The organism is Burkholderia sp. BCC0405 (genome assembly GCF_902833075.1).
In the GTDB taxonomy this organism is placed as follows: Bacteria; Pseudomonadota; Gammaproteobacteria; order Burkholderiales; family Burkholderiaceae; genus Burkholderia.
In genome coordinates this window covers 1-22,782 of record NZ_CADFEO010000013.1, presented here as the reverse complement: position 1 = coordinate 22,782, position 22,782 = coordinate 1, and the positions used below count along the sequence as shown (strand labels likewise).

General features: G+C 65.1%; 23 protein-coding genes. 8 read left to right on the top strand and 15 right to left on the bottom strand.

Annotated elements, in window-relative coordinates:
• Nucleotides 1–7: 7 nt before the first annotated feature.
• The 7 genes from HWX36_RS21780 (at nucleotide 8) to fdhA (ending at nucleotide 9,200) form a co-directional block, all read left to right on the top strand.
• Nucleotides 8–1,291, top strand: a complete 1,284-nt coding sequence (locus HWX36_RS21780) for a nucleotide disphospho-sugar-binding domain-containing protein (protein WP_175954613.1) — start codon at nucleotides 8–10, stop codon at nucleotides 1,289–1,291.
• Nucleotides 1,288–2,883, top strand: coding sequence for a DHA2 family efflux MFS transporter permease subunit (locus HWX36_RS21775; RefSeq protein ID WP_175954610.1), 1,596 nt, complete (start codon nucleotides 1,288–1,290; stop codon nucleotides 2,881–2,883). Before HWX36_RS21780 ends, HWX36_RS21775 begins: the two co-directional genes overlap by 4 nt.
• Before the next feature lie 10 nt (nucleotides 2,884–2,893).
• On the top strand, nucleotides 2,894–3,832 hold the full coding sequence (locus HWX36_RS21770) for a glycosyltransferase family 2 protein (protein WP_175954608.1): 939 nt from the start codon (nucleotides 2,894–2,896) through the stop codon (nucleotides 3,830–3,832).
• 8 nt (nucleotides 3,833–3,840) lie between these two features.
• Nucleotides 3,841–5,697, top strand: a complete 1,857-nt coding sequence (locus HWX36_RS21765) for an efflux transporter outer membrane subunit (protein ID WP_175954606.1) — start codon at nucleotides 3,841–3,843, stop codon at nucleotides 5,695–5,697.
• Nucleotides 5,697–6,887, top strand: coding sequence for an efflux RND transporter periplasmic adaptor subunit (locus tag HWX36_RS21760; protein WP_175954604.1), 1,191 nt, complete (start codon nucleotides 5,697–5,699; stop codon nucleotides 6,885–6,887). Before HWX36_RS21765 ends, HWX36_RS21760 begins: the two co-directional genes overlap by 1 nt.
• The gene (locus HWX36_RS21755) at nucleotides 6,884–7,816 is read left to right on the top strand and encodes a glucose 1-dehydrogenase (protein WP_244136489.1); all 933 of its coding nucleotides are present in this window, start codon (nucleotides 6,884–6,886) and stop codon (nucleotides 7,814–7,816) included. Before HWX36_RS21760 ends, HWX36_RS21755 begins: the two co-directional genes overlap by 4 nt.
• 187 nt (nucleotides 7,817–8,003) lie before the next feature.
• Nucleotides 8,004–9,200: a formaldehyde dehydrogenase, glutathione-independent gene (fdhA, locus tag HWX36_RS21750; protein ID WP_059525191.1), complete on the top strand. Its 1,197-nt coding sequence runs from the start codon at nucleotides 8,004–8,006 to the stop codon at nucleotides 9,198–9,200.
• Between the two features lie 102 nt (nucleotides 9,201–9,302).
• On the opposite strand, the gene HWX36_RS37830 is transcribed toward fdhA, so the two are convergent.
• From HWX36_RS37830 to HWX36_RS21740, 3 genes are all read right to left on the bottom strand, one after another.
• Nucleotides 9,303–9,614, bottom strand: a complete 312-nt coding sequence (locus tag HWX36_RS37830; RefSeq protein ID WP_347879229.1) for a hypothetical protein — start codon at nucleotides 9,612–9,614, stop codon at nucleotides 9,303–9,305.
• A 210-nt stretch (nucleotides 9,615–9,824) separates the two neighbouring features.
• Nucleotides 9,825–10,043, bottom strand: a complete 219-nt coding sequence (locus HWX36_RS37825; RefSeq protein WP_347879228.1) for a hypothetical protein — start codon at nucleotides 10,041–10,043, stop codon at nucleotides 9,825–9,827.
• A 272-nt stretch (nucleotides 10,044–10,315) separates the two neighbouring features.
• Entirely contained in the window at nucleotides 10,316–11,737 is a 1,422-nt protein-coding gene (locus tag HWX36_RS21740) for a PLP-dependent aminotransferase family protein (protein WP_175954602.1), read from the bottom strand.
• 268 nt (nucleotides 11,738–12,005) lie between these two features.
• On the opposite strand from HWX36_RS21740, the gene HWX36_RS21735 reads away from it, so the two are divergent.
• A complete protein-coding gene (locus HWX36_RS21735; RefSeq protein ID WP_175954600.1) occupies nucleotides 12,006–13,418 on the top strand; it encodes a discoidin domain-containing protein in 1,413 nt (470 codons plus the stop codon).
• Nucleotides 13,419–13,645: 227 nt separating this feature from the next.
• Here the strand turns inward: HWX36_RS21735 and HWX36_RS21730 are convergent, their stop codons facing one another.
• From HWX36_RS21730 to HWX36_RS21680, 12 genes are all read right to left on the bottom strand, one after another.
• Nucleotides 13,646–14,194 (bottom strand): hypothetical protein, encoded by a 549-nt coding sequence (locus HWX36_RS21730; RefSeq protein ID WP_347879227.1) that lies wholly within the window; start codon nucleotides 14,192–14,194, stop codon nucleotides 13,646–13,648.
• Entirely contained in the window at nucleotides 14,085–14,444 is a 360-nt protein-coding gene (locus tag HWX36_RS37820; protein WP_347879226.1) for a M35 family metallo-endopeptidase, read from the bottom strand. Before HWX36_RS37820 ends, HWX36_RS21730 begins: the two co-directional genes overlap by 110 nt.
• A 52-nt stretch (nucleotides 14,445–14,496) precedes the next feature.
• A protein-coding gene (locus HWX36_RS21720) for an IS3 family transposase (RefSeq protein ID WP_175954597.1) occupies nucleotides 14,497–15,584 on the bottom strand; the annotation gives its coding sequence in 2 pieces (ribosomal slippage) (nucleotides 14,497–15,323 and nucleotides 15,323–15,584; 1,089 coding nt in all).
• A 72-nt stretch (nucleotides 15,585–15,656) separates the two neighbouring features.
• Nucleotides 15,657–15,962 carry a hypothetical protein gene (locus tag HWX36_RS21715; RefSeq protein ID WP_175954595.1) on the bottom strand — a complete coding sequence of 102 codons (306 nt, stop codon included), beginning with the start codon at nucleotides 15,960–15,962 and terminating at the stop codon, nucleotides 15,657–15,659.
• A gap of 268 nt (nucleotides 15,963–16,230) precedes the next feature.
• Entirely contained in the window at nucleotides 16,231–17,013 is a 783-nt protein-coding gene (locus HWX36_RS21710) for a hypothetical protein (protein ID WP_175954593.1), read from the bottom strand.
• A 173-nt stretch (nucleotides 17,014–17,186) separates the two neighbouring features.
• Nucleotides 17,187–17,456, bottom strand: coding sequence for a hypothetical protein (locus tag HWX36_RS21705; RefSeq protein WP_175954591.1), 270 nt, complete (start codon nucleotides 17,454–17,456; stop codon nucleotides 17,187–17,189).
• A gap of 183 nt (nucleotides 17,457–17,639) precedes the next feature.
• Nucleotides 17,640–19,010, bottom strand: coding sequence for an RES family NAD+ phosphorylase (locus tag HWX36_RS21700; protein WP_175954589.1), 1,371 nt, complete (start codon nucleotides 19,008–19,010; stop codon nucleotides 17,640–17,642).
• A 33-nt stretch (nucleotides 19,011–19,043) separates the two neighbouring features.
• Nucleotides 19,044–19,544: an RES family NAD+ phosphorylase gene (locus HWX36_RS21695; RefSeq protein WP_175954587.1), complete on the bottom strand. Its 501-nt coding sequence runs from the start codon at nucleotides 19,542–19,544 to the stop codon at nucleotides 19,044–19,046.
• Between the two features lie 3 nt (nucleotides 19,545–19,547).
• Nucleotides 19,548–20,006 carry an MbcA/ParS/Xre antitoxin family protein gene (locus HWX36_RS21690; protein WP_175954584.1) on the bottom strand — a complete coding sequence of 153 codons (459 nt, stop codon included), beginning with the start codon at nucleotides 20,004–20,006 and terminating at the stop codon, nucleotides 19,548–19,550.
• A gap of 159 nt (nucleotides 20,007–20,165) precedes the next feature.
• Entirely contained in the window at nucleotides 20,166–21,053 is an 888-nt protein-coding gene (locus HWX36_RS21685) for a hypothetical protein (RefSeq protein WP_175954582.1), read from the bottom strand.
• Nucleotides 21,050–21,184: a hypothetical protein gene (locus HWX36_RS37665; protein ID WP_279613392.1), complete on the bottom strand. Its 135-nt coding sequence runs from the start codon at nucleotides 21,182–21,184 to the stop codon at nucleotides 21,050–21,052. The genes HWX36_RS21685 and HWX36_RS37665 overlap by 4 nt, the downstream gene beginning before the upstream one ends.
• A gap of 40 nt (nucleotides 21,185–21,224) precedes the next feature.
• Nucleotides 21,225–21,524 (bottom strand): hypothetical protein, encoded by a 300-nt coding sequence (locus tag HWX36_RS21680; protein WP_175954580.1) that lies wholly within the window; start codon nucleotides 21,522–21,524, stop codon nucleotides 21,225–21,227.
• Between the last annotated feature and the right edge of the window lie 1,258 nt (nucleotides 21,525–22,782).

Below are 22,782 nucleotides of genomic sequence, written 5' to 3'. Positions count from 1 at the left end.
GCGCACGATGGCGAAAATGATCGTGACCGCGATCGGCTCGGCGGGCGACGTGCATCCGCTGCTCGGCGTTGCGCGCACGCTCGCGTCGCGCGGTCACGACGTGGTGTTCTGCACGCACGCGCCGTTCGAGCCGGCCGTGCGCCGTTGCGGGTTCGCATTCGTGCCGATCGGCACGCAGGCCGACTACGAAGCCGCGATGGCGAACCCCGCGCTGTGGGATCCGCGCACGTCGTTCCGTACGTTGTGGCAGGTGATCGCGCCGACGCTGCGCCCGCATTACGACGCGCTGCGTGCGCTGACCGACCGCGATACGGTGCTCGTCGGCACGCTGTGGGCGTTCTCCGCGCGCTTCATGCAGGAACTGCACGGCACGCCGTACGTGTCGGTGCAGGTGTCGCCGTCGACGCTGTTGTCCGCGCATGCGCCGCCGACCCACCCGCGCCTGACCATTCCCGCGCGCTGGCCGCTGCCCGTGAAGGCGGCGCTGATGACGCTGATCGAGCGCCAGGTGCTCGATCGCACCTGCGGCCCCGCACTGAACGCGGTGCGCCGCGATCTCGGGCTCGCGCCCGTGCGGCGCGTGCTGGGCCGCTGGCTGCATTCGACCGACGGCGTGCTGTGCCTGTTTCCCGGCTGGTTCGCGCCGCCGCAGCGCGACTGGCCCGCGAATCATGTGCAAAGCGGCTTTCCGTTGTTCAACGATGTCGCGGCGCCGGCCTATGACGTCGAACTCGACGCATTTCTGTCGGCCGGCGAGCCGCCGGTCGTTTTTACGGCCGGTTCGACACTGGTCGATCACGCGGCCTACGCGCGCGCGGTGGCGGACGCGCTGCGTGCGACCGGCGCGCGCGGCATCCTGCTGACGCCCGACGATGCGGCACGCAGCAGCGAGCGGTTGCTTGTGCGTCACTTCGTGCCGATGCGCACGCTGCTGCCGCTTTGCCGTGCGCTCGTGCATCACGGCGGGATCGGCACCGCGGCGCTCGCGTTCGAAGCCGGGATCGCGCAGGTCGTCACGCCGTTCGCGCACGACCAGTTCGACAACGCGCAGCGGGTCGCCGTGAGCGGGTGCGGCGTGCGCGTCGACGGCCCGATCGACGGCGCGCGCCTCGGCGCGGCGCTCGCGCGCGTGCTCGGCGAACCATCGTTCGCGGCCCACGCGGCGCGCACGCGCGCGCTGCTTGCGGCCGAGCGGGACGGCTGCGATGCCGCCGCCGATTTCATCGAGCGGTTCGCACCGGCGCACGGGCAGTCAGCCACGCGGCCCGACGTTGCGGTGGCCGGCGCATGAGCAGCGCGTCGCCGCTTCACGACGGGCCCGTCGCGCCGTCCGCGTTCGACATGCCGGCCCCCAAGCCGGCCGCGCAGCCGGTGCGCGGCATCCGGCTTGCGCTGCTGACGTTCGCGCTGTCGCTCGCGACCTTCATCGAGGTGCTCGACTCGACCGTGACGAACGTCGCGGTGCCGGCGATCTCCGGCAGTCTCGGCGTATCGAACAGCCAGGGCACCTGGGTGATCAGTTCGTATTCGGTCGCGGCCGCGATCGCGGTGCCGTTGACGGGCTGGCTCGCCCGCCGCGTCGGCGAGTTACGGCTGTTCGTCGGCGCGGTGCTGCTGTTCACGCTGACGTCGCTGTTGTGCGGGCTCGCGCGCGACCTGCACGTGCTGGTGATCTGCCGCGCGCTGCAGGGGCTGTGCTCGGGGCCGATGGTGCCGCTGTCGCAGACGATCCTGTTGCGCACGTTCCCGCCGGACAAGCGCACGATCGCGCTTGCGCTGTGGGCGATGACGGTCCTGCTCGCGCCGATCTTCGGGCCGGTGGTCGGCGGCTGGATCGTCGACAACTTCTCGTGGCCGTGGATCTTCCTGATCAATTTGCCGATCGGGCTGTTCTCGTTCGCGGCCTGCACCGCGATGCTGCGCCCTGATGCGCAACGCGGCGAGGCCGGCCCGATCGACGTGCCGGGCATCGTGCTGCTCGTGATCGGCGTCGGCTCGCTGCAGGCGATGCTCGATCTCGGCCACGATCGCGGCTGGTTCGGCTCGCCGCTGATCGTCGCGCTGGCGGTGGTCGCGGCGCTCTCGATCGTGTCGCTGCTGATCTGGGAGGCGGGCGAGGCGCATCCCGTCGTCGATCTCGGCCTGTTCCGCGATCGCACGTTCTCGTTCTGCGTGCTGATCATCTCGCTCGGGATGATGAGCTTTTCGGTGGTCGGCGTCGTGTTCCCGCTGTGGATGCAGGCCGTGATGGGCTACAACGCGTTCCATGCGGGGCTCGCCACGGCATCGCTCGGCGTGCTCGCGCTGGTGTTCTCGATCCTCGTCGGGCTGCATGCGCATCGCTTCGACGCGCGCGTGCTCGCGACCTTCGGCTTCCTCGTGTTTGCGGCCGTGCTCGCGTGGGATGCGCATTTCACGCTGAAGATGACGTTCGCGCAGATCGCCGCGCCGGGGCTGATCCAGGGGATCGGGCTGCCGTGCTTCTTCATCCCGCTGACCGCCGCGACGCTGTCGCGTATTCCGGACGACCGGCTCGCCGCCGCGTCGAGCCTGTCGAACTTCCTGCGCACGCTGTCGGCCGCGTTCGGCACCGCGATGAGCGTGACGCTGTGGGACAACCGCGCGACGTATCACTACGACGTCGTGTCGCAATCCGTCACGCATGCGTCGGCGAACACGCAGCGCTTCGTGCACACGCTGAACGCGATGGGCGTGGACGGCGTGCGCGAGCTGACGACGCTGCACCAGGTCGTGATGCAGCAGGCGTACATGATGGCGACCAACGACATGTTCTGGATGGCGAGCATGACGTGTCTCGCTCTCGCGGCAATGATGTGGCTGACGCGGCCGAAACGCGGCGCGGCGGCGTCGTTCGGGCATTGAGGAGAGGAACATGACGACACTTGGCGCACTCGTGATCCTGTATCACCCGAGCGATGCGCAGCTCGACGCACTCGGCGCATGGCGGCACGCGTGCGACGCGCTGCTCGTCGTCGACAACACGCCGCAGCCCGATGCACGGGCACGCGAGCTGTGCGCGCGCGAAGGCATCGCGCTGCTGCATCACGGCAATCGCGGCGGGATCGCGGGCGCGTACAACGCGGGGCTTGCGGTGCTGTTTCGCGATCGCATCGATGCCGTGGCGCTGTTCGACCAGGATTCGTCGGTGCCGGCTGCGTATTTCCCCGCGATGCGTGATGTCTGCGCAGGGCTCGCGGGGCGCGCGTTCCTGGCCGGCCCGCGCATCTTCGACGAGAACGCGCGCAGCTTCCTGCCCGAACTGTCGACCAACGGGATCGGGCTGCGCCGCTTGCGGATCGAGCCGGGCGCGCCGCTGCAACGCTGCGCGTTCCTGATTTCCTCGGGGTGCGTCGTGTCGCGCGACGCGTTCGACGTGCTCGGCCGGTTCGACGAGACGCTGTTCATCGATCACGTCGATACCGAATACAGCTTCCGCGCGCTGTCGCGCAACGTGCCGCTCTATGTCGTGCCGTCGCTGGTGCTGCCGCACCGGATCGGCGCAAAGCAGCGTCACGCGATCGGCCCTTTCGAAATGACGTCGATGAATCACTCGTGGCAACGGCGCTACTACAGTGCGCGCAACGCGGTGCAGCTCGGGATGCAGTACGGGCTGCGCTTTCCGGTGGCGATCGTGCCGAACCTGCTGACCGTGTGGCAGGTCGTGCAGATCGCGCTCGTCGAACGCGACAAGCGCGCGAAGCTCGCCGGCATCCTGTTCGGCGTCGCGGACGGCCTGTTCGGCCGGCTCGGCCCGCTCGAACGCGCGCGGCCGCGTCTGGCCGCGCGGGCGCAGCGCGTTCAGCAGGGATGAGGGGCGCGATGCGGCGTATGAATGGAAACGCGGATCCGGCGCGCGGCGCGCAGGGCGGCTCGATGATGATCGTCGCCGCGGCAGTGTCGCTGGTGTTGAGCGGATGCGTGCCGTCGGGCTTTCTGCCGTCGCTGTCGTTGCACGCGCCGGCCGACGATGCACTCGCACACACGGCGGGCCCCGGCGTGAACGGCGCATGGCCCGCGCCCGACTGGGTGAAGCAGTTGCAGGATCCGCAGCTAGACGCGCTGGTCGCCGAGGCGTCGCAAAACAACCCCGATCTGCAGGTCGCGCAGGCGCGGCTCAGGATCGCGCAGGCGCAGCTTCAGCAGTTCGATTCGTTGACGGGGCTGACGGGCACGGCCGGCGCAACGGTCAGCCGTGCGCGGATGCCGAAACCGGGCAACGACGTCGCCGACGTATCGGTTAGCGGCTACCGCGTACCTGTCGAGATCTTCGGCGATCCGAACACCTCGCCGTCGTCGGTGTTCGTCGGGCTGACCTACCAGCTCGACCTGTGGGGGAAGAACCGCGCCGCGACGAAAAGCCTGATGTCGCTGCGCGAAGCGGCGCGGGTCGAGGCCGAGCAGGTGCGGCTCACGCTGGCGGTCGCGATCGTCACCGTGTACTGCCAGCTCGACCAGGCGTATGCGACGCAGGATCTGTTGCAGCAGAAGCTGAAGGTCAGCCAGCGCGTGACGGCCGTGCTGCGCGAGCGCACCGCGCGCGGGCTCGACAACGCGTACGACGCGAGCGACGCATCGATCAAGCGCAGCAAGCTGCTCGCGCAGATCGCGCTGAACGACGAGCAGATCAAGCTCGCGCAACTGCAGCTCGGCGTGCTGTCGGGCCGTGGCCCCGAGCGCGGGCTCGCGCTGCAGCGGCCGCGGGTCGGCGCGTTCGCGGGCGGTGCGCTGCCGGCGCGGCTGCCGGCCGATCTCCTGGGGCGCCGGCCCGACATCGTCGCCGCGCGGTTGCGCGTCGAAGCCGCGTTCGCGAATGCCGATTCGACGCGCGCCCAGTTCTATCCGGACGTGAACCTCGTCGCGCTCGGCGGCGTGTTCGCGCTGACGCCCGCGTCGCTGTTCTCGCGCGACGCGCTCGCCGGCTCCATCGGTCCGGCGATCTCGCTGCCGATCTTCGATCGCGGCCGGCTGAAGGCGAAGCTCGGTGCGGATGTCGCGCAGGCCGATGTCGCGATCGGGCTGTACAACAAGACCGTCGACGATGCGCTCGGGCAGGTCGCGCAGTTCGTCACGTCGCTGCAGACGTCGCAGACGCTCGTCGCGCAGCAGCAGGACGCGGTCGCGGCCGCGCAGAAGATCGTGGAGATCGCGACCGACCGTCACCGGCGCGGCGTGCTGATGCAGAAGGACGTGGACGTCGCGGATCTCACGCTGGTCGACGAGCGCGCGCAGTTGATCGCGCTGCTCGGCCGGCAGCGGACGCTGCGCGTCGGTCTGATCGGCGCGCTGGGCGGCGGGTTCGATGCAGGGGCAACGGTCGCACAGGCGCCGGCCGTGCATCGGGCGCGTAGCGGGGTGGCGAAGCGAGGCGCTTCTGCTGCTCCGCCCGCGGCGGCTGCCGTGGCTGCTGCGACCACACCGACCGCGAGCCGGCCGGTGGCGGGGCCGCCGGCGGATGCCCGTGCGGAGCGCGCGGCCGTGCCGCCGATCGTCGCTGCATCGAATCCGGGTTCCGCACGGCGCGACGACGCGGCGCGCATGCCAGCCGTCGGCGCGACGCCTCGCGGTGCGCCCGTTCTCGCGCACACGGCAGTCGAGAACCCGGCGCCGAGCCCGTCGGTCATGCCGCCGATTCCCCTGTTTCAGCACGATCGATTGATCGTTACGCAAAGCGACTGATGCACCACGACAACCTCCATACCGCCGCGCCGCCGGCCGCATTGAACGACCCGGCACTCGACGCGCGCCGTGCGACGCGCCGCAAGCGCTTCATCGCGTTCTTCGCGGTTGTGCTGGTGGCCGCGCTCGCGTGGATCGCATACTGGCTGTTGAGCGACCGCTACTACGAAGATACCGACGACGCTTACGTCGCCGGCAGCATCGTCCAGGTCGCCGCGCAGATCCCCGGATCGGTGACCGACGTCGTGGTTGCCGATACGCAGGCCGTGCGAGCCGGCCAGACACTCGTGCGGCTCGACGACACCGAGGCGTCCGTCGCGTTCGCGCAGGCGAAGGCGCAGCTCGCACAGGCGGTGCGGCAGGTCGCGAACGCGAAGATCTCGAACACGATGTATGTCGAGGCCGTGAACGCGCGGCGCGCCGACCTGTCGCTCGCGCAGCGCGCGCTCGCCGCGCGCTCGGGCGCATCGGTCGAGATCGTCGCGCCCGAGGAACTGGCGCGCGCACGCGCGGCGGTGGCCGGCGCGCAGGCGAATCTCGCGGCCGCGCAGGCGCAGCTCGATGCGGCGCGTGCGCTCGGCACCAAACTGCCCGTCGACGAAAGCCCGGCCGTCGTGCAGGCGGCCGCGCAGTTCAAGCTCGCGTTCCGGAACCTGAAGCGCACGACGATCGTCGCGCCGGTCGCCGGCACGATCGGGCAGCGGTCGGTGCAGGTCGGCCAGCAGGTCGGGCCCGGCGTGCCGCTGATGTCGATCGTGCAGCTCGACCAGCTGTGGATCGAGGCGAATTTCAAGGAAGGGCAGATCCGCCACATGCGCATCGGGCAGCCCGTCGAAGTCGTGTCGGATCTGTACGGCTCGCGCGTGACCTATCGCGGCCGCGTGCAGGGCTTCTCGGCGGGCACCGGCAGTGCGTTCTCGATGCTGCCGTCGCAGAACGCGGCCGGCAACTGGATCAAGGTCGTGCAGCGTGTGCCGGTCGTGATCGCGCTCGACGCGCGCGATCTCGCCGCGCATCCGCTGCGCGTCGGGCTGTCGATGCGCGCGACGGTCGATACGCACGACCGCAACGGCCACGCGCTCGACAGCGAGCCGCCGACACCGGCCGTCAGCACGCGCGTGCACGACGGCGTCGCGAGCGAGGCCGATGCGGCCGCCGCGGCGATCATTCGGGAGAATGCCGGCGGTTGATCGTCCGCCGCTGTGCGATGCGCCGCGGGCACCGGCCGGCCGATGTCCGAAAGATTCGAAAAAAGCATGATTCACGGCAGAAAATATCGTGCTTCGTACCGGCGCAACGCCGTGTCGCGCAGGGCTATGCTGTCGCGCTATCGGGACAGCAACGCGAATCGGAGGCACGTGTGTTCGATCTTTCAGGCAAGGTGGCCGTCATTACCGGAGGGGCGAGCGGCATCGGGCTCGGCATCGCGCGCGGCATGGTCGAGGCCGGCGCGCGCGTCGTTCTAGTCGGCCGCGATCCCGTCAAGGGCGACGCGGCGCTGGCGTCGCTGCCCGCCGGCGCCGAGCGGGGCCTGTTCGTCCAGGCGGACGTCACGCGGCGCGACGCCTGCGTGGCGGCCGTCGAGCAGGCGGAACGGCATTTCGGCAGGCTGGACATTCTCGTGAACAACGCGGGAATGAATATCCGCAAGCCAGGGCATGAACTGAGTGCCGACGAGTGGCACCGCATCATCGATACGAACCTGAGCGGCGCCCATTTCTGCGCGCAGGCCATTCATCCCGCATTCCGGCGCGCCGGCGGCGGCAAGATCGTCAATATCGGCTCGATGATGTCGCTGTTCGGCACCACTTACGGTGCGGCCTACGCGGCCAGCAAGGGCGGGATCGTTCAGTTGGGCCGGGCGTGGGCCGTCGAATGGGCGCCGGACAACATCCAGGTCAACACGCTGCTGCCCGGATGGATCGAAACCGAACTGATTGCCGAGGCCAAACGGCTGTTTCCGGATCTCGAACGCAGCGTCCTGGCGCGCACCCCTTTACGGCGCTGGGGCACGCCGCGGGACCTGGCCGGCATCGCCGTCGCGTTGTGCTCCCCCGAGTGCGACTTCGTGACGGGCGCGGTGATTCCCGTGGACGGCGGCTATTCGGTTCAGGGGTGACTGCCGCCCGAAGGCTTCCCGCCCGACTTTCGCATTTCCGCCATCGATGTCGGCGCCGTTCAAACGCATGTCGCGTTTGAGACGTCGGCGCCCCTGCCTCCCGGACTACTCTCGAACAGCACGTTGCGCGTGTGCCGCATGAGCCGGCGCGCCGCGGCGCCAGCCAACGAGACATGGAGACAATACGATGAGCAGCAATCGAGGTGTCGTCTATCTTGGACCGGGCCAGGTCGAAGTCCAGAAAATCGATTATCCGAAGATGGTCGATCCGAGCGGCCGCGCGATCGGCCACGGCGTGATCCTGAAAGTGGTCAGCACGAACATCTGCGGTTCCGACCAGCACATGGTGCGCGGCCGCACGACCGCGCCGGTCGGCCTCGTGCTCGGCCACGAGATCACGGGCGAAGTGGTCGAGATCGGTCGCGACGTCGAGACGCTGAAGCTCGGCGATCTCGTGTCGGTGCCGTTCAACGTGGCCTGCGGGCGCTGCGCGATGTGCAAGGACACGCATACGGGCGTGTGCCTGAACGTGAACCCGTCGCGTGCGGGCGGCGCGTACGGCTACGTCGACATGGGCGGCTGGATCGGTGGCCAGGCCGAGTACGTGCTCGTGCCGTATGCGGATTTCAACCTGCTGAAATTCCCCGATCGCGATCAGGCGATGGCGAAGATCCGCGATCTGACCTGCCTGTCCGATATTTTGCCGACCGGTTATCACGGCGCGGTGAGCGCGGGCGTGAAGCCGGGCTCGACGGTCTATATCGCGGGCGCGGGCCCGGTCGGGATGGCGGCGGCCGCCTCGGCGCGCCTGCTCGGCGCGGCCGTGACGATCGTCGGCGACATGAACGCGGAACGCCTCGCGCACGCGCGGGCGATGGGCTTCGAGACGGTCGACCTGTCGAAGGACGCATCGCTCGGCGAGCAGATCGAGCAGATCCTCGGCGTGCCCGAGATCGACTGCGCGGTCGACTGCGTCGGCTTCGAGGCGCACGGCCACGGTTCGTCGGGCCATGCGGAGGAAGCGCCCGCGACGGTGCTGAACTCGCTGATGGAAATCACGCGGCCGGCCGGCGCGATCGGCATCCCGGGCCTGTACGTGACGGACGATCCCGGCGCGAAGGACAAGGCTGCGCAGCACGGCAGCCTGAGCATCCGCTTCGGCCTCGGCTGGGCGAAGTCGCACTCGTTCTTCACGGGCCAGACGCCGGTGCTGAAGTACAACCGCAACCTGATGCAGGCGATCCTGTTCGACCGGCTGCCGATCGCGAAGATCGTCAACGTCGAAGTGATTTCGCTCGACCAGGCGCCGGAAGGCTACAAGAAGTTCGACGGCGGCGCGCCGCGCAAATTCGTCATCGACCCGCACGGGTTGCTGGCAGCGTGAGGCGCTAGCGTTCGACGCGCGCGACGCGTCATGCGAGACGGGCGGTGCCGGAAGCGGGCCGCCCGTTTCTACTGGCGAGGCGCGGAGCAGGGCGGGCCGCGCTCAGTGGCCGCGATAGAGCTGCGCGATTTGCGTATTGCCGGTGCTGGTGCGTCGCGCATGGGTGGTGTGCACGCTCACACCGTGGAAGGCGCGGGCGCGATGCGCGGCGCCACGCCTGGCATTCGAGTCCGCCAGGCGAACCGTGCCGGTGCCGTGCGACCGGTCGGGTGCACGCATGGCCGGCGTGGCTCGCGCGACTGTCGTCCGTTCGCCGGATTCGCCGACATCCAGGCTGCCCTGGCGGGCGGTTGGCACCTGCGTTCCGTCAGTCGAATGAAACAGATAGGCGGGCGCCGGCAGGACCGGCAGCACGGGATCGTTCGATGCGTACAGGCCGGCATGGCTCGCCCTCGCGCCATACTCATTCGACCCGCGACAAACGGGATCGGCCTTGCATGTCCGGTCGACCGTCACGTAGCCGCCGACCAGCAGAACGAGTGTCAGGAGGCTCAGGATCGGCGCGCTCGATGCGCGCGGCCGTCGGAATGCCGCGTTGCGAAGCGCCCGCGCGATGCGCGATGATCACGTGTGAAAGGAGTGCGCCGCATGCGCGCCGTTCGATGCGACGCGGATCGAATCGAACGGCCAGTTCCAGCGGCCGCACACGGGGCAGTGCTCGAGCGCGCGGAAGGCCACGAAGCCGCATTCCCTGCAGCGGAAGCCGGCCGTGCGCCGCGCTTCGGCTCGCGCGTTCAGGATCGCGCGCCAGTCATCTCGTGCGTGAATGGTGCGGTTGGGCAAGACTCGCATCGCGGCAAGCGGACGGGCGCCGTCAATGACGCGAACGTTCGCCGGTCGTCATGATCGTTTCCGGCAAGGCAACCGATCGGCTCGTGCAGGCATCCGGCGGAGCGCGCGTCGCCGCCGGTCGTTCGCATGCGGTGCTCATGAGGTTCTCCGTGACGTCGGGTGCGCGGAACACGTTCGTCCGTGGCGACCTACCGCTTCATTCTTGGTCGTCGGCGCGTGAAACGCAAGGCGCGGGCGGGCCGTCGCGATTCGTCGGATCCGACCTATCCGTCCTGCCGCTGCCGCGCTGCGAGCGTCCCGATGGTCTGCATCGCGTGCTCGACGGCCGGCGTCCACGGCCGGCCGTCATTGAGCCGAAGATAGCGGCGGAATCCGCCGGTCGCGGAAAAGAGCGGCCCCGGCGCAATGCTGACGCCGCTTGCCATCGCGTCGCCGAACAGGTGCATCGCATCCACGCGCGGTGGCCGTTCGATCCACAGGAAATACCCGCCGGGCGGCGCGAACACGTCTGTACTCGCGGGAAAACAGGCGCGCACGGCCGCCAGCCTCTGCGCCTGGTGCGCAGCGAGATTGCGGCGCAGCTTGCGCAGGAAGCGGTCGTAGGCGCCGTCGCGCAGGTCGCTCGAAATCGCCATCTGCGCAGGCACGTCGGCCGCCGGCGCGCTCGCGCCTTTTGCCTGACGGATTTGCCGCACGTAGCGTCCGGCCGCGACCCAGCCGATCCGGAACCCGGGCGCGAGGCATTTCGAGAACGAACCGCAATGCAGGACGAGCCCGCTGTCGTCGTACAGTTTGGCGGGGCGCGTGGGGACCGTCCCGAAATGCAGCTCGCCATACACGTCGTCCTCGATCAGCGGCACGTTGCGTGCCGCGAGCAGGTCGATCAGCGCGCGCTTGCGCTCGTCGGTCAGCGTCGCGCCGGTTGGGTTGTGGAACGACGTCATGAACCAGCAAGCGCGCACCGGATGCGTGTCGAGCGCTTTCTCGAGCGCGTCGAGATCGAGGCCGGTGCGCGGGTCGACTGGAATCTCGACGGCCTTCAGGTGCAGGCGCTGCACGGCCTCCAGGACTGCGTGGAATGCCGGTCGCTCGATCGCGACGATATCGCCCGGGCGCGTCAGCGCTTGCAGGCAGAGCGTCAGCGCTTCGAGCGCGCCGGTCGTGATGACGATCTCGTCCATCGGCAACGCCCCGCCCGCATTCAGGTAGCGCAGCGCGATCTGGCGGCGCAGCCCGTCGTGGCCGGGCGGCGCGCCGGACAGCAGGGCCGTGCGATCCATGTTGCGGGCCGCCGACGCCATCGCGCGCCACAGGCTGCTCATCGGGAACAGCGAATAGCTGGCGAAGGCCGAGCCGAGCGGAACGATGTCGTCGCATTTGAGGGAGTCGAGCAGGCGGAACAGCGTATCGTCGTTGCCGGCTGGCGGGGCGGCCGGCTTGCGCGGCGGTTCATGGCCGAACCGCACGTGCTTGTCCTCGAGGTTCGCAACGAAATAACCGGACCGTGCACGCGCGACGATCAGACCCTCGCTTTCGAGCGCGTAGTACGCGCGAAACACGGTGGACGGGCTCACGCCGTACGCGCGACAGGCCGCGCGCACGGTGGGGATGCGCACACCGGCCGCCAGATCGCCGCGCCGGATGGCTTCGGCGATCGTCTGTGCCAGCGCCGCATATCGCTTCATGACGGCCCTCCGGGCGCGTGGGCGTCGCTGCAAAAAGAGTAGCACGGCACCCGTCGCGCGCAATCCCGTCGACGCGCTGATCCGCATGTTTTGCGTGGCCTCTGATCCTTTTCTTTCGTCTGACGAGCGGGCATCCTAGCGCAAGCTTCATTCCCGATGTCCGATCGATACGGAGACCCCGCTGCCGCGCGGCGGATCCGTAGCGCCCGCGCATCGCGTGCGGGACTTTTCCGCGGCGTCCTCCTTACCTTTCCCGGAATCAACCAGCGTGAAATCGACGACCCTCATCGCGGGCCTGATGGCCGGCCTCGCCCTCGGCATGTCCGGCGGCGCGGCACAAGCCGCCTGCATCAGCAATCCCGCCGCCCAGCCGAACACGACGTTTCCCGCCGCACTGACCGGCAAGCTCGTCTATCACAGCTACGTCAAATACGGCGACGGCACGAGCCAGTTGTTCCTGTACGACTTCTCGGCTCATACGCTGACGCAACTGAGCAAGAGCACGTGGGGCATCACCGATCCGATGAACGGCGTGTTCAGCCCCGACGGCAAGTGGCTCGCATTCATGGGCATCAGCAACGGCGCGTGGAACGTGTTCATGCTGCAGCTTGGCGCCGGCACGCCGCCGGTCAACCTGACCAACAGCACGGGTGCCACGCGCAACGAGGACCCGAAATTCAGCGCGGACGGCAAGACGCTCGTGTTCAAGCAGAACGGCGACGTCAAGCAGGCCACGCTGTCGTACACGAGCGCGGGCCCGGTGTTCACGTCGGTCGTGAGCCTGACGAATGCGCCGGCCGGCGCCGAATACTCGATGCCGTACCTTTCGCCGGATGCGAGCGCCGTGTACTACGCGACCGGCACGGGCGCGAATATGGGGCTGATGAAGCGCACGCTCGCGACCGGCGTCACCGTCACGTTCGATCACCCGGCCGGACTGCAGACGTACTACCCGATCGTGCGTGGGGACGGCATGGTGTTCTACGCACGCTGGAAAGACAGCGGCCAGGCCGACCAGATCTACACGAAGACCGCGGACCCGGCATCGACGCCGAACGCGTTGCCGATCAACGATTGCGTGAGCAACAACTCGGATCCGGCGCCGGTGACCGGCACCAACTATGTGTTCTTCTCGTCGACGACGGCGGGCGGCTATCAGCTCTACGTCGGCGACGTGACGACCGGCCAGCGCTGGAGCCTGTCGCAGTTCGGCGTGAACGCCGACACGACGAAGGCCAAGCTCGGTTCGAGCTACTACGGCGGCCCGGCCGCAGCGCAGCCGACGCTGCTGTCGCAGGGACATCCGGCGGCCGCGTCGGCGAGCTACAACGCATCGCTCACCCCCGACAAGGCGTTCGACGGCAACACCACGAGCACGCGCTGGGATTCGCCGGAAGGGGCGGGCGTCGATCCGCAATGGATCTCCGTGGATCTCGGCGCGACGAAGCATATCGATCACGTCGATCTCTACTGGGATGCGGGCGCGCTCGTCTACCAGATCCAGACGTCGAACGACAACGTCAACTGGACGACGATCTACTCGACGAGCAACGGCGTTTCATATAACCACGTCACGCTGCCGAATCTCAACGGAAGCGGCCGCTACGTGCGGATGCTCGGCACGAAGCGCGCGACGCAGTGGGGTTACTCGCTTTACGAAATGCAGGTGTGGGGGTCGTAAGTGCGCGCTGGAAGCGGCGGCCAAAGTCGATGCATAGTGTCGGCACTGCTGGAGCGGTCGCCGATACGTTGCAGATTCCGGAATCTTGATGTTTTCGGAAAACGCTGGGCGTGCGGTGTGTCAATCGCGGGCGATGGGCTGACCGGACGAGGGAAGGCGAAGGTGCCGGAAAGGTTAGAAGAAGACGGACCGCTTCGCGCGGGCAAGTCCGAACGCTCCGCGTTACGTCAACGCGTCCTGGGTATCGGGTTTAGGTTCGGGCAGCAGTGATCAGGGCATCCCGGACTAACGTTCACCTCGACGCGCCGCCCCGATTGGCCGAACTCGTCCGGTTTGAAAATTTGACCCATGAAATCGCTTTTCTCGCCACGGATCGAAAACTGACCTAGGGCAGTCATCACGTTTTCCGCACGTCGCGTTGCAAGCTGCTTCGCGTCTCGCTCGGTTCTTTCGGCCAGTCCTACAAGCCATACCGTATCGATGATCGGAAAGCGCGTTTTCAGATCGCTAGACCATGTCGATAACCTCGATAGTTCGATCGAAGAAATTGCGCTCGAATCAGTATCGAAAACAATGTCGATGTAATGGGCAGGCATGTTCGACGGACCGTCGCACGCGGATGCTGCATGTGCGCAGATCAACGTGAGCGCGGCGGCAGTCAGGAACTTAGTCACCATCGACGACGTACCCCGCAATGCTGTCGGCGTTGTTGATTGCCAAGGCCGGATGCGATCGCCCCCATTCAGGAAGGAATCGCGTGATTGTGTATTGATCATCTGTAGATGACATCGTGTCGTGGAAGTGCGTTGCTTCATGGATGATAGTGGATACGTGGGAATCGGCATTCGCAGTCCACGGGCGCATCGTGCAGAATCGCACGCTGATGGCGATGGTATGTGTTGTCGTATCCGGCGCGCATACGTGCGCCGCTTCCCCGTCGGTGCCAACCGGGTTAGGTGTGCATCCGGTCGCCAGATCGGCGGCGCTTCCGGTACGGACGACGTTCTTTTCATTGAAGGAGCGCACTACCTTAACTACCGGTAATCCCCCCGTTTTGCACGGGGTTCAGAAGTAGAAACTAAGCGGCCACGGCCAACCGCTGCTTTGGCGTAAATCCGCCCAGGGCCATGTTCGGGCGGTCATGATTGTAAGTCCACATCCAATCGGTCGCGAAGCGCTGCACGTGGTCCAAGTCTTCCCAGTGGTACTGCGACAGCCATTCGTACCGTACGGTCCGGTTGAATCGTTCGACATACGCATTCTGCTGCGGCTTGCCCGGCTGGATGTAGTCGAGCCTGATGCCGTACTGTCGGGCCCATTCGATGATCGCCGCGCTCAGGTACTCGGGCCCGTTATCGCACCGAATCGCTTTGGGCCTGCCGCGCCAACCGATGATCTGCCGCAGCGCACGGATCACGCGTTCGGACGGCAATGAGAAGTCGATCTCGATGCCGAGTGCCTCGCGGTTGAAGTCGTCGATCACGTTAAACAGCCGGATGCTACGTCCGTCGGCAAGTTGGTCGTGCATGAAGTCCATCGACCAGACCTGATTGACGGCAGACGGCACCGCCAGCGGTTCCGGGACCTGCCTGACCAGTCGCTTGCGCGGCTTGATTCGCAGGTTCAACTCCAGTTCACAATAGATCCGGTACACGCGCTTGTGATTCCAGCCGAAGCCTTTCACGTTGCGCAGGTACAGGAAGCACAGTCCGAAGCCCCAGTTCCGGTGGTTGTCCGTCAGGCGCAGCAGCCAGTTCGCAATCTCGTCGTTCTCGGCGCTGCGCCGACCGACGTACCGATAACAGGCCTGACTGATCCCAAATGCCTCACATGCCAGCCGGATCGATACGCCCCGGCTGCACACCGCATGCATGGCCATCTCACGCCGGCAAGATGGCCTCAATCTTTTTTTGCGAGCGCCTCCGCTACGATCTCGGCCTTGATCTTCTCCTCGACGTACATCTTGCGCAGCCGGGCGTTCTCGGCCTCCAGTTCCTTCATCCGCGCGATCAGCGAAACGTCCATGCCGCCGTACTTCGAACGCCATTTGTAGAACGTCGCCGTGCTGATGCCCAACTCCCGGCACAGGTCCGGCACCGACAGCCCCGATTCCACGCGCTTGAGCGCGTCCATGATCTGGCTGTCCGTGAATCTCGATTTCTTCATTCCGTAGAACTCCCTCAACAAGAAAATTCCACTTCTGATCACACCGGTTTTTCGGGGGGATTACCGGCCCACTTACAGCCAGAAGCGCTCGGGCGCCGCTAGGGTCTGCGCGAGGGCCGGCTCATTCGACAGCCCCTGAACGATCACCTTGCCGTCGTCATCTCGCAGGGTGTCGAGCACGAAGAAATCCCGCGTTTGCGGCCCGTCAGGCGTCGTGCGCGTGAGCGACACGCTGCGATAGAGGTGCGTGGCCTGTGGGTCGCGGTAGTCGCCCGTGGCGTTGTAGCTCGCCATGGCACCGCCTTTCCCACTAGGCAGTGAGTAGGTGTGCAAGACGCCGCCGACGCAGAGGCGGGTCTCGTTCGTGATGGTGGTCATGCTCATGTCCTCCGTCAAATGGTTGAGGCGCGCGCGATGCGCACCGTAATGGTTGCCACGGAAGTCGTAACGCCGACCACGTGCGGGATCGGCGCCCCGCCCAACCGGTGGCGAGCCGACGGCGCCGCGCGCCCGGCCCGGCCTTGCCCGGCGGGGCCTGGCCAAATATAGGGGAAAATGCGGCCGATCTGACAGCGAAAAGTTTCCTATCTGATAAGAATAGTTATCAGATACGCGGGCTTCTGCAGTCGCGCTCAGCGTCTGCAGATTATTGACTCGCTGCAAACTTGCCGATCCCTGACCGACGGTCGTCGCGAATTAGACGTGATGCGCGTGCTGCACGCATCGCTGCTAGCTGACCTTCAATCGCGTCGTCTTTCTGGGCGAAGCTGTTCATGCAAACGTACGACACGTCTTCCCAGAACCACGCAATCGCATTCACGAAGCGCGTGAGCAATTCGCGCGGGAGCACAGCCTCACGAAAGGCCGGTACAGCAGGCGGCCCCATAATCGGATTTTCGGTGGGCCACGGGTACGGCGCAGACGTCCACATCGGCCATAGCTCCGGGTGGGCGCGAAACAGCGCGTCCGACGATGGCCCATCACCGTGGCGGCAAGCGTTGGCGACCAACTGCAGGAACGCAAGGTCCGCATAGCTCGGAAAGCTCGTCAGTTCGACGCCGCGCAACGTGTAGAGAAGCAGGCTCAACTTGTCGAAAGGGCCCTTCCGGGCACTGCGTAGCTGGCCAACGTCTCCGGCGCCGTCGTGGTGAACGCTGTCACTCAGCCACGCGCGCAGCTGGCGTTCCCAGATCGACTGAACGGCGAGGCAGAACGCCTGGATTGTTGCTTGCAGCAGCGCCTCGGCGTCGGCGTGCGCGAACGGGGCGCCCCCTTCTTGGGTTTTGCTCCAGTGCTCGATGTCGCGATCAAGCGCCGTCAGCGCCGGCTGCACTACATCACGCAGAAACGCGCGGATTCGCGGCCTATACAGGGCCGTCTGCACATCCGCGAAGGTTTGATTCAAGTGCAGCGCGTCAAGGGCGGTCATGGTCGTGATTGGCGAGGAGTTTGCTTGCTCTTTCAGAGCGGTGTTCCGGCAGACGAGAGTTTCTACCAATCCCCCTCGAAACACCCTCTGTCGCGAACGATCGCTGGACCACTATTTTTCCCGCGGTCAGCAAGCGGCAGCCATAGCCAGGTTCAACGCCCGTGGGTCTCGAATTAATGTAGCGTAATTCCTTCGATAGTTTCCAAGGTCGTGCGACCGTCGACGGATAGGTCGAGCAACCTCATCGCTTCGGTGTTCAAGAGAAACGTCACCGTCAAGTTCGCCTCGTCATAACGATACGCGGCGACGAGCACCACGTGCAGCGATTCGGCTTTGCTCTCGATGCCGACAACTACCCCCGCCAAGGCTTCCGCACGATCACACAATTCATCGAATTCATCGTCCGATTGCGCGGCGATAGTCAGTTCTGTGACTTGTTCCATCGTGTTGTCCTTCCTCCATTCAGATTGAAACACGGTCCGGTATTCCGGATATGGTATCCGAATCTGGATGCAGTCCAAGTGAGCCAATGCTGAGCGGAAATGGTTCGCGAAGTCAGGCGTGCGTTGGCGGAGAGTCCAGCTTGAAGCGGCAATAGTGACGTTCGGACAAGACTATTATTTTCTCTACGACTTCCGCTGTCGTCTTGGCTGTTGCCCCATCCATCCAACGCGCCTCCTGTCGAATGTGTACTCGACGGCCTTAACATCGACGATCGAGATCGTTTCGGTGGCAAGCCGCAGTGCCGGGATTCGATAGTCGGATCGAATGGGCGCCCCGTCCCCGACGTACTTCGGTCGCGCTACGGGCACGACGCGCTCGACGATCAAGAGCTCGTCGCCCTCAGGATCTGACGCATCCAGCTCAAGCTGCCTCATAGTCGGCGGCGACTGAACAACACTTGCGTGATGAAAGAGAACGACATTCGTGCCCTTTCCGCCCGACTGAATCGAGGGAAACACGACGCCGTCGAATCGAGGAAGCCGGCGCGAACCAAGGAATTCAGCAACCATCTGCGACGGTAGATATCCGTCGGCCTCATCTCCCGGGAGTACCGGTGTTTGGAGCGCACGACTCAAATGCTGTAGGAAGGCCGCACGCCCCCGCTTGTGAACGTAGTCGGGATCGAAGTGACTGAGATTCCCCACTTCAGCGGCCGTGATCACGGAAATGTCCAGCAGGCTCAGCTCGCGTACGATGTCAAACGCAGCGACGACACAGCACGCCCCTACCGGCGCCCGCACTTCGCCAACACACGTCTCCATGTCCGTCGCACCATAGAACACCGAAATTCCGGCCGCGTTCATCCGCCCCGAGCGGGCAGCGTGCGGCGGCGGCGAACCAAGCTCGCGCTCCGGGTTCGTCAGTATTTTGTTCAAGCCATCCAGCACCGAGGTCACGCGCATTCGCCAAACACGGGTTAGATCAGTTCCTGGCCCAGCGGCTTTCACGGCGGACCGGCGCGTTGCGTTGGGGAGCGCCTCCACACCCGAAAACATTTCGTGCAGCCGTGTCTCGATGGTCGGGTTGAAATACCGCGAACGGGTTCTCAACTCCTCTTCAATCTCATTCCAGAGAAACGAATCGGCGGTCGCTCGATCGTCGAGGTTAAAACGCAGATCATCGTCCAACGGATCGTCGTCACCGTTTTGTGGCGACCAAGGCCACTCATCGTGTAACGCCTCGAGCATCAGGTCCGCCGCCCGATCGTCTGCGCACTTGGTGATCGCCTGAATGACTTCGGCGGCGGTGAGTCCATCCGATATCAAACTCGTGCCCATGAAGGGCTCAGGCGCGCTTGCATTGAAGCGAGATTCGAAGATCGGAAAAATTCGTCGGGCATACTGCCGCGCACTCCAACTGATCGCTGTGGCGCCGCACACCGAACACAAAGCGACGCACCCGCTTGCCCGAATCTCGTCGCGCAAATAGTCGTCGCAGATGCAGTTGACACAGATGCGATCGTCGTCGGAATCGCATGGAGAAGTGTTGGTCATTGTAGTTTTCTCTTCTCCCGAGCGTTCCGCCCCCTACCTCGACTGGCCGATCGTCAGCAGCCGCGGGTCGTAGACAAACGGCCCCTCGCTGCGAAACGACACGATCGAATCGCGAAACGTAGGGTGGTCGGGATTCAGAATGATGTTCCACTCCGCAGGAATCAAGGCAGAAGGAACCTTGAAACCGAGCTTACCGGTGGGGCCGAGCCGTTCGCCGCCGAATTGCTGACAGCGCGGCAGCGCATCCCGTTCACGCCAGTTACGTGGAAGACGTCGGCGCTGCTCATCGCTGAAGTCGTCGTAGTGGGCCAGGTCATCACGCAGCTCAAGACGAACCATCCGCAGTTCCGGCACGTCTTCGACGTCGCCAACGTGCACAAGGTACTCGAGGGCGCACAAGGCCCGCGAAGACCCGAAATAAGCTGCGCGTTGTCCAGCGGGGTTCCAGCGTTGTCCATAGCGGGCGGCGCCTTCGCCATTCAGTGCGAATCGACGACTTGCCCACGCCGCGGCACACAAACGGTATACCACCATCGGTTAGACCGCGGCGCCGTAAGCGATCGCGTCCAACGCGCTATATACGTCAGCTGGATCGTCGTGAGTTTTGAGCCAAGCAACCGGACTTTCGCCGCCGAGGCGAACCGATGGTCGTTCGAGCCAACGATTCGCCTTTTCCGCGCTACCGAATACTTCGCGCGCGTAGGCCCGCACAGCGCGCAGTGTTTCATCATCGTGCCGAACCGCAGGGGATGTGGTACCCATTACCCGCAATTGGCGGCCGACCTCGCGCCGCACCGCATTTGCGATCTCCGACTTGACCTCATTTGACCCCACAAACGCCACCGCCCGTTTGGCGCTCGTCGCGACGTGTGCATGCTTCACCACGGGTTTCGCGGTCATTTGCCCGCTCACCTTACCCTGCTTGCGCGCCGGCGCGGCTGGTCGCGGAGCGCCTGCCGTCCTGGAAAAGCGTTGGGATGTGGATTTGGTCGTCATCGTGTTTCCTAGATCACGCCATATAGGATACGGGGGAAGCAGGTCAGAAGCAAACGAGCGCCGACCACGTCTTAGCCGGAAGTAGAACGACTGGCGACGCCCTATCCTTTCGCCGCGGAGAGCCCTGATACAACACTAACAGCATCTCGGTCGACCGCGTTAAAACACCAGGGCAACGTCACGAACCGGATCGTAGACCTGGACAAACTGCCCTGCGGGATACTCGATTTGGAATTGCGCCTTAAGCTCCAATTCCGCTCCGTCCGGAACTGCCAACTTGGCGCGAATTTGGGCCTCGTAATGCTTGACGAGCGCCTCCAAATGTTCAACCTGCCTCAACACCCTCATCTGGTACATATAGTCGCGCGCGCTATCGCCGTTGCTCATTAACCCGCCCCCTGGCGGATAATAGGTTGCCCCGTTTGACGTCGCGACACCAACATTCACGTGGCATTTCCTAAATTTCGCGTGTTCCTCAGCGGACATCCCTTCAGCGTTCGAACTCGATACCGGCGTATCCAAGAGGGCCGGCCAATTGCGATGAACGAGGTCAACCAGCAGAGGCTGAGTCCAGACAAGCGGCGCGCGGCGGTGATCGTGGCTCGTCGCAACAAGAAAATAGATCGCGTCGGGATGCACCATCGCGAAAACCACTTCGTCGGTCCGCTCGACAAACCCCGGTCGCCGAGGATGCGGTGCCACGCCGAGGTGAAAGTGATGAATGCCCCAATCATCCAGAAGCCGGTCGTGGGTCGCGAGATCTGCGACGCGCACGCTGAGCCACGGCCGGAGCGTTGCGCCCCGCTCAACGGCACTTGCCAGCGCTCGAAATCCGGCTTCATGGACGTCGGGGACAGAAAATTCGGCGGCACGGACTACGCGGCGCGGTGCCACTGCAGGCATACGGCGCATCGCGCGGATCAGCAACATCACGTACTGGGGCACGTTCTCCCGCGCGTCGCCGGCCGAACTGGGGTCAAATTCTAGCTCCGCGAGGCGAGCATCGATGTACGCAACCAGATCGGCGCGAAAATTGGTTCGAATCATGTCGGTCGCGTGGTCAGGTGCAACTTGATCGCGGGCACTTGTTCAACGGCCGCGCCCGTCCACACTTCGCGCGTGAACGTGACGAGCGCCGACTGAAGCGCGCTCGCCCAGCCTGGCTTCGCAGCCTGCATCGCTTTCTGCCGTGCTACATCGCGGGTCGGGGCAGTTCGGTCACGCTTGGTCATCGGCGTCGAAATCCCAGAGCGGCGTGCCATCTCCCGGCGTCACCCGCGGCCTTTCCGTAAATCCCAGTCCAACCAAGAACGCGCGCACCCCAGCCTCGTCGTTGAACGGAACAAAATATCGGAGGCCATGGGTCCAGCCAGGCTGAAGAATTTCCACCAACGGCTGTCCATCGTTCAGCGACGTCACCCGCCCAAAGCGGAACACGGACCCCGGGACGACTCGCTTGCCCACTTCGTCGTTCATTCGAACCATCCAACCATCGACCGGCTCCCGAATGATCTTCATCGATGTTGTTCCCCTAATCGGTATCGCTGACGTGAAAAGCCGAACGCGGGCTACGTCGGTACGTTGTGGCGTTGCGGCGCGCAATGGTCGACCAAGCGATTCTCGCATGGCGAGCCGCCGAGGCATGGCAACTTCGCCCCACGATTGCAAGCCCCCCAGCTAACCCTATCGCGAATCTTTGAACGCGCCGTTCTGATATCGGAACAGCGCGTTCAAAGATGGACGCGCGTCGGCTGCCGGCGCTACCGCCGTCGCGCGATAGCGGCCGCACGGGCTATGGCGGCGCACTCCCGTGCCGATCACCGCCCCTCCCGGCCACCGGTTCGGCGCGCGATTCAGGTCCGCGGGGCAATTGTCCCAAAATGAAGGGTAACATAGTCCTTACTATCGACCCCTTCACTTCTGCCGCCAACGACTCGGCCACCTGCCCGTGGCAAACCAAGCGCTGTCCGAGACACAAGCGAGCGCTGCCCGGCGAACCTCCTTGCGTAGATAGCTAAAGTTTCTACGTAGAAACTTTTAGTTGAGGGAGGCACGCAGATGCGCCTGGTCTAGAAAGCCCCTTGCCCTATGGACTCCTCCGACTGTCGGTGCTCACCGGATATAGCATTTGCGACCTCAGTCAGCTGATAGTCTGTCGCGCATCGGGCTGAATTGGCAATCCAACGCCCCGTACGTCGGTGCGCTGCACTTGCTCCAGCGCATCGAGGTAGCAATGGACTGGAACAGCGGAAAGCTGCTCATCATGGATAAGAGCCAACGCCTCGAGTGCCGTACGCTCCGAGTCGATCAAGGTCCACGGCTCACCACGCCCGACACGTGTAATGCATTGAGCAAGTGCGGTGTCCGCTCAACGATACGGCTCCGCATCTCCGTCAGCGGATAAACAGACGGCTAGAACCAGCACGTTGGGCAGCGTAACGATGGCATCGACGTCGCCGCGACCTTTGCAGAGGGCGACAAGAGCGAGATGGTGTTTGAGCGATAGGCGACGTACCTGTTCCGCCGGAAGGGGTAGAAGCTGGGCCTTCGTGAGCGGCCGACGACGCAAGGTAGAGTGTTTTCGCATAGATGGATCTCGGCGTTCGACTCGATACCGAAATGACATTGGATTCGGGACCAGCGGGAGATTTTTAGAGGTGGCCTCGCAAAATCGGACAGCCAGATAAGTGGAACGGCCGGGGCCTGAGCCAGCGATAATGCCGGCAAAGGAACCGAGGAAATGACGAAGAGAACCCGACGCACGCACTCAGCGGCG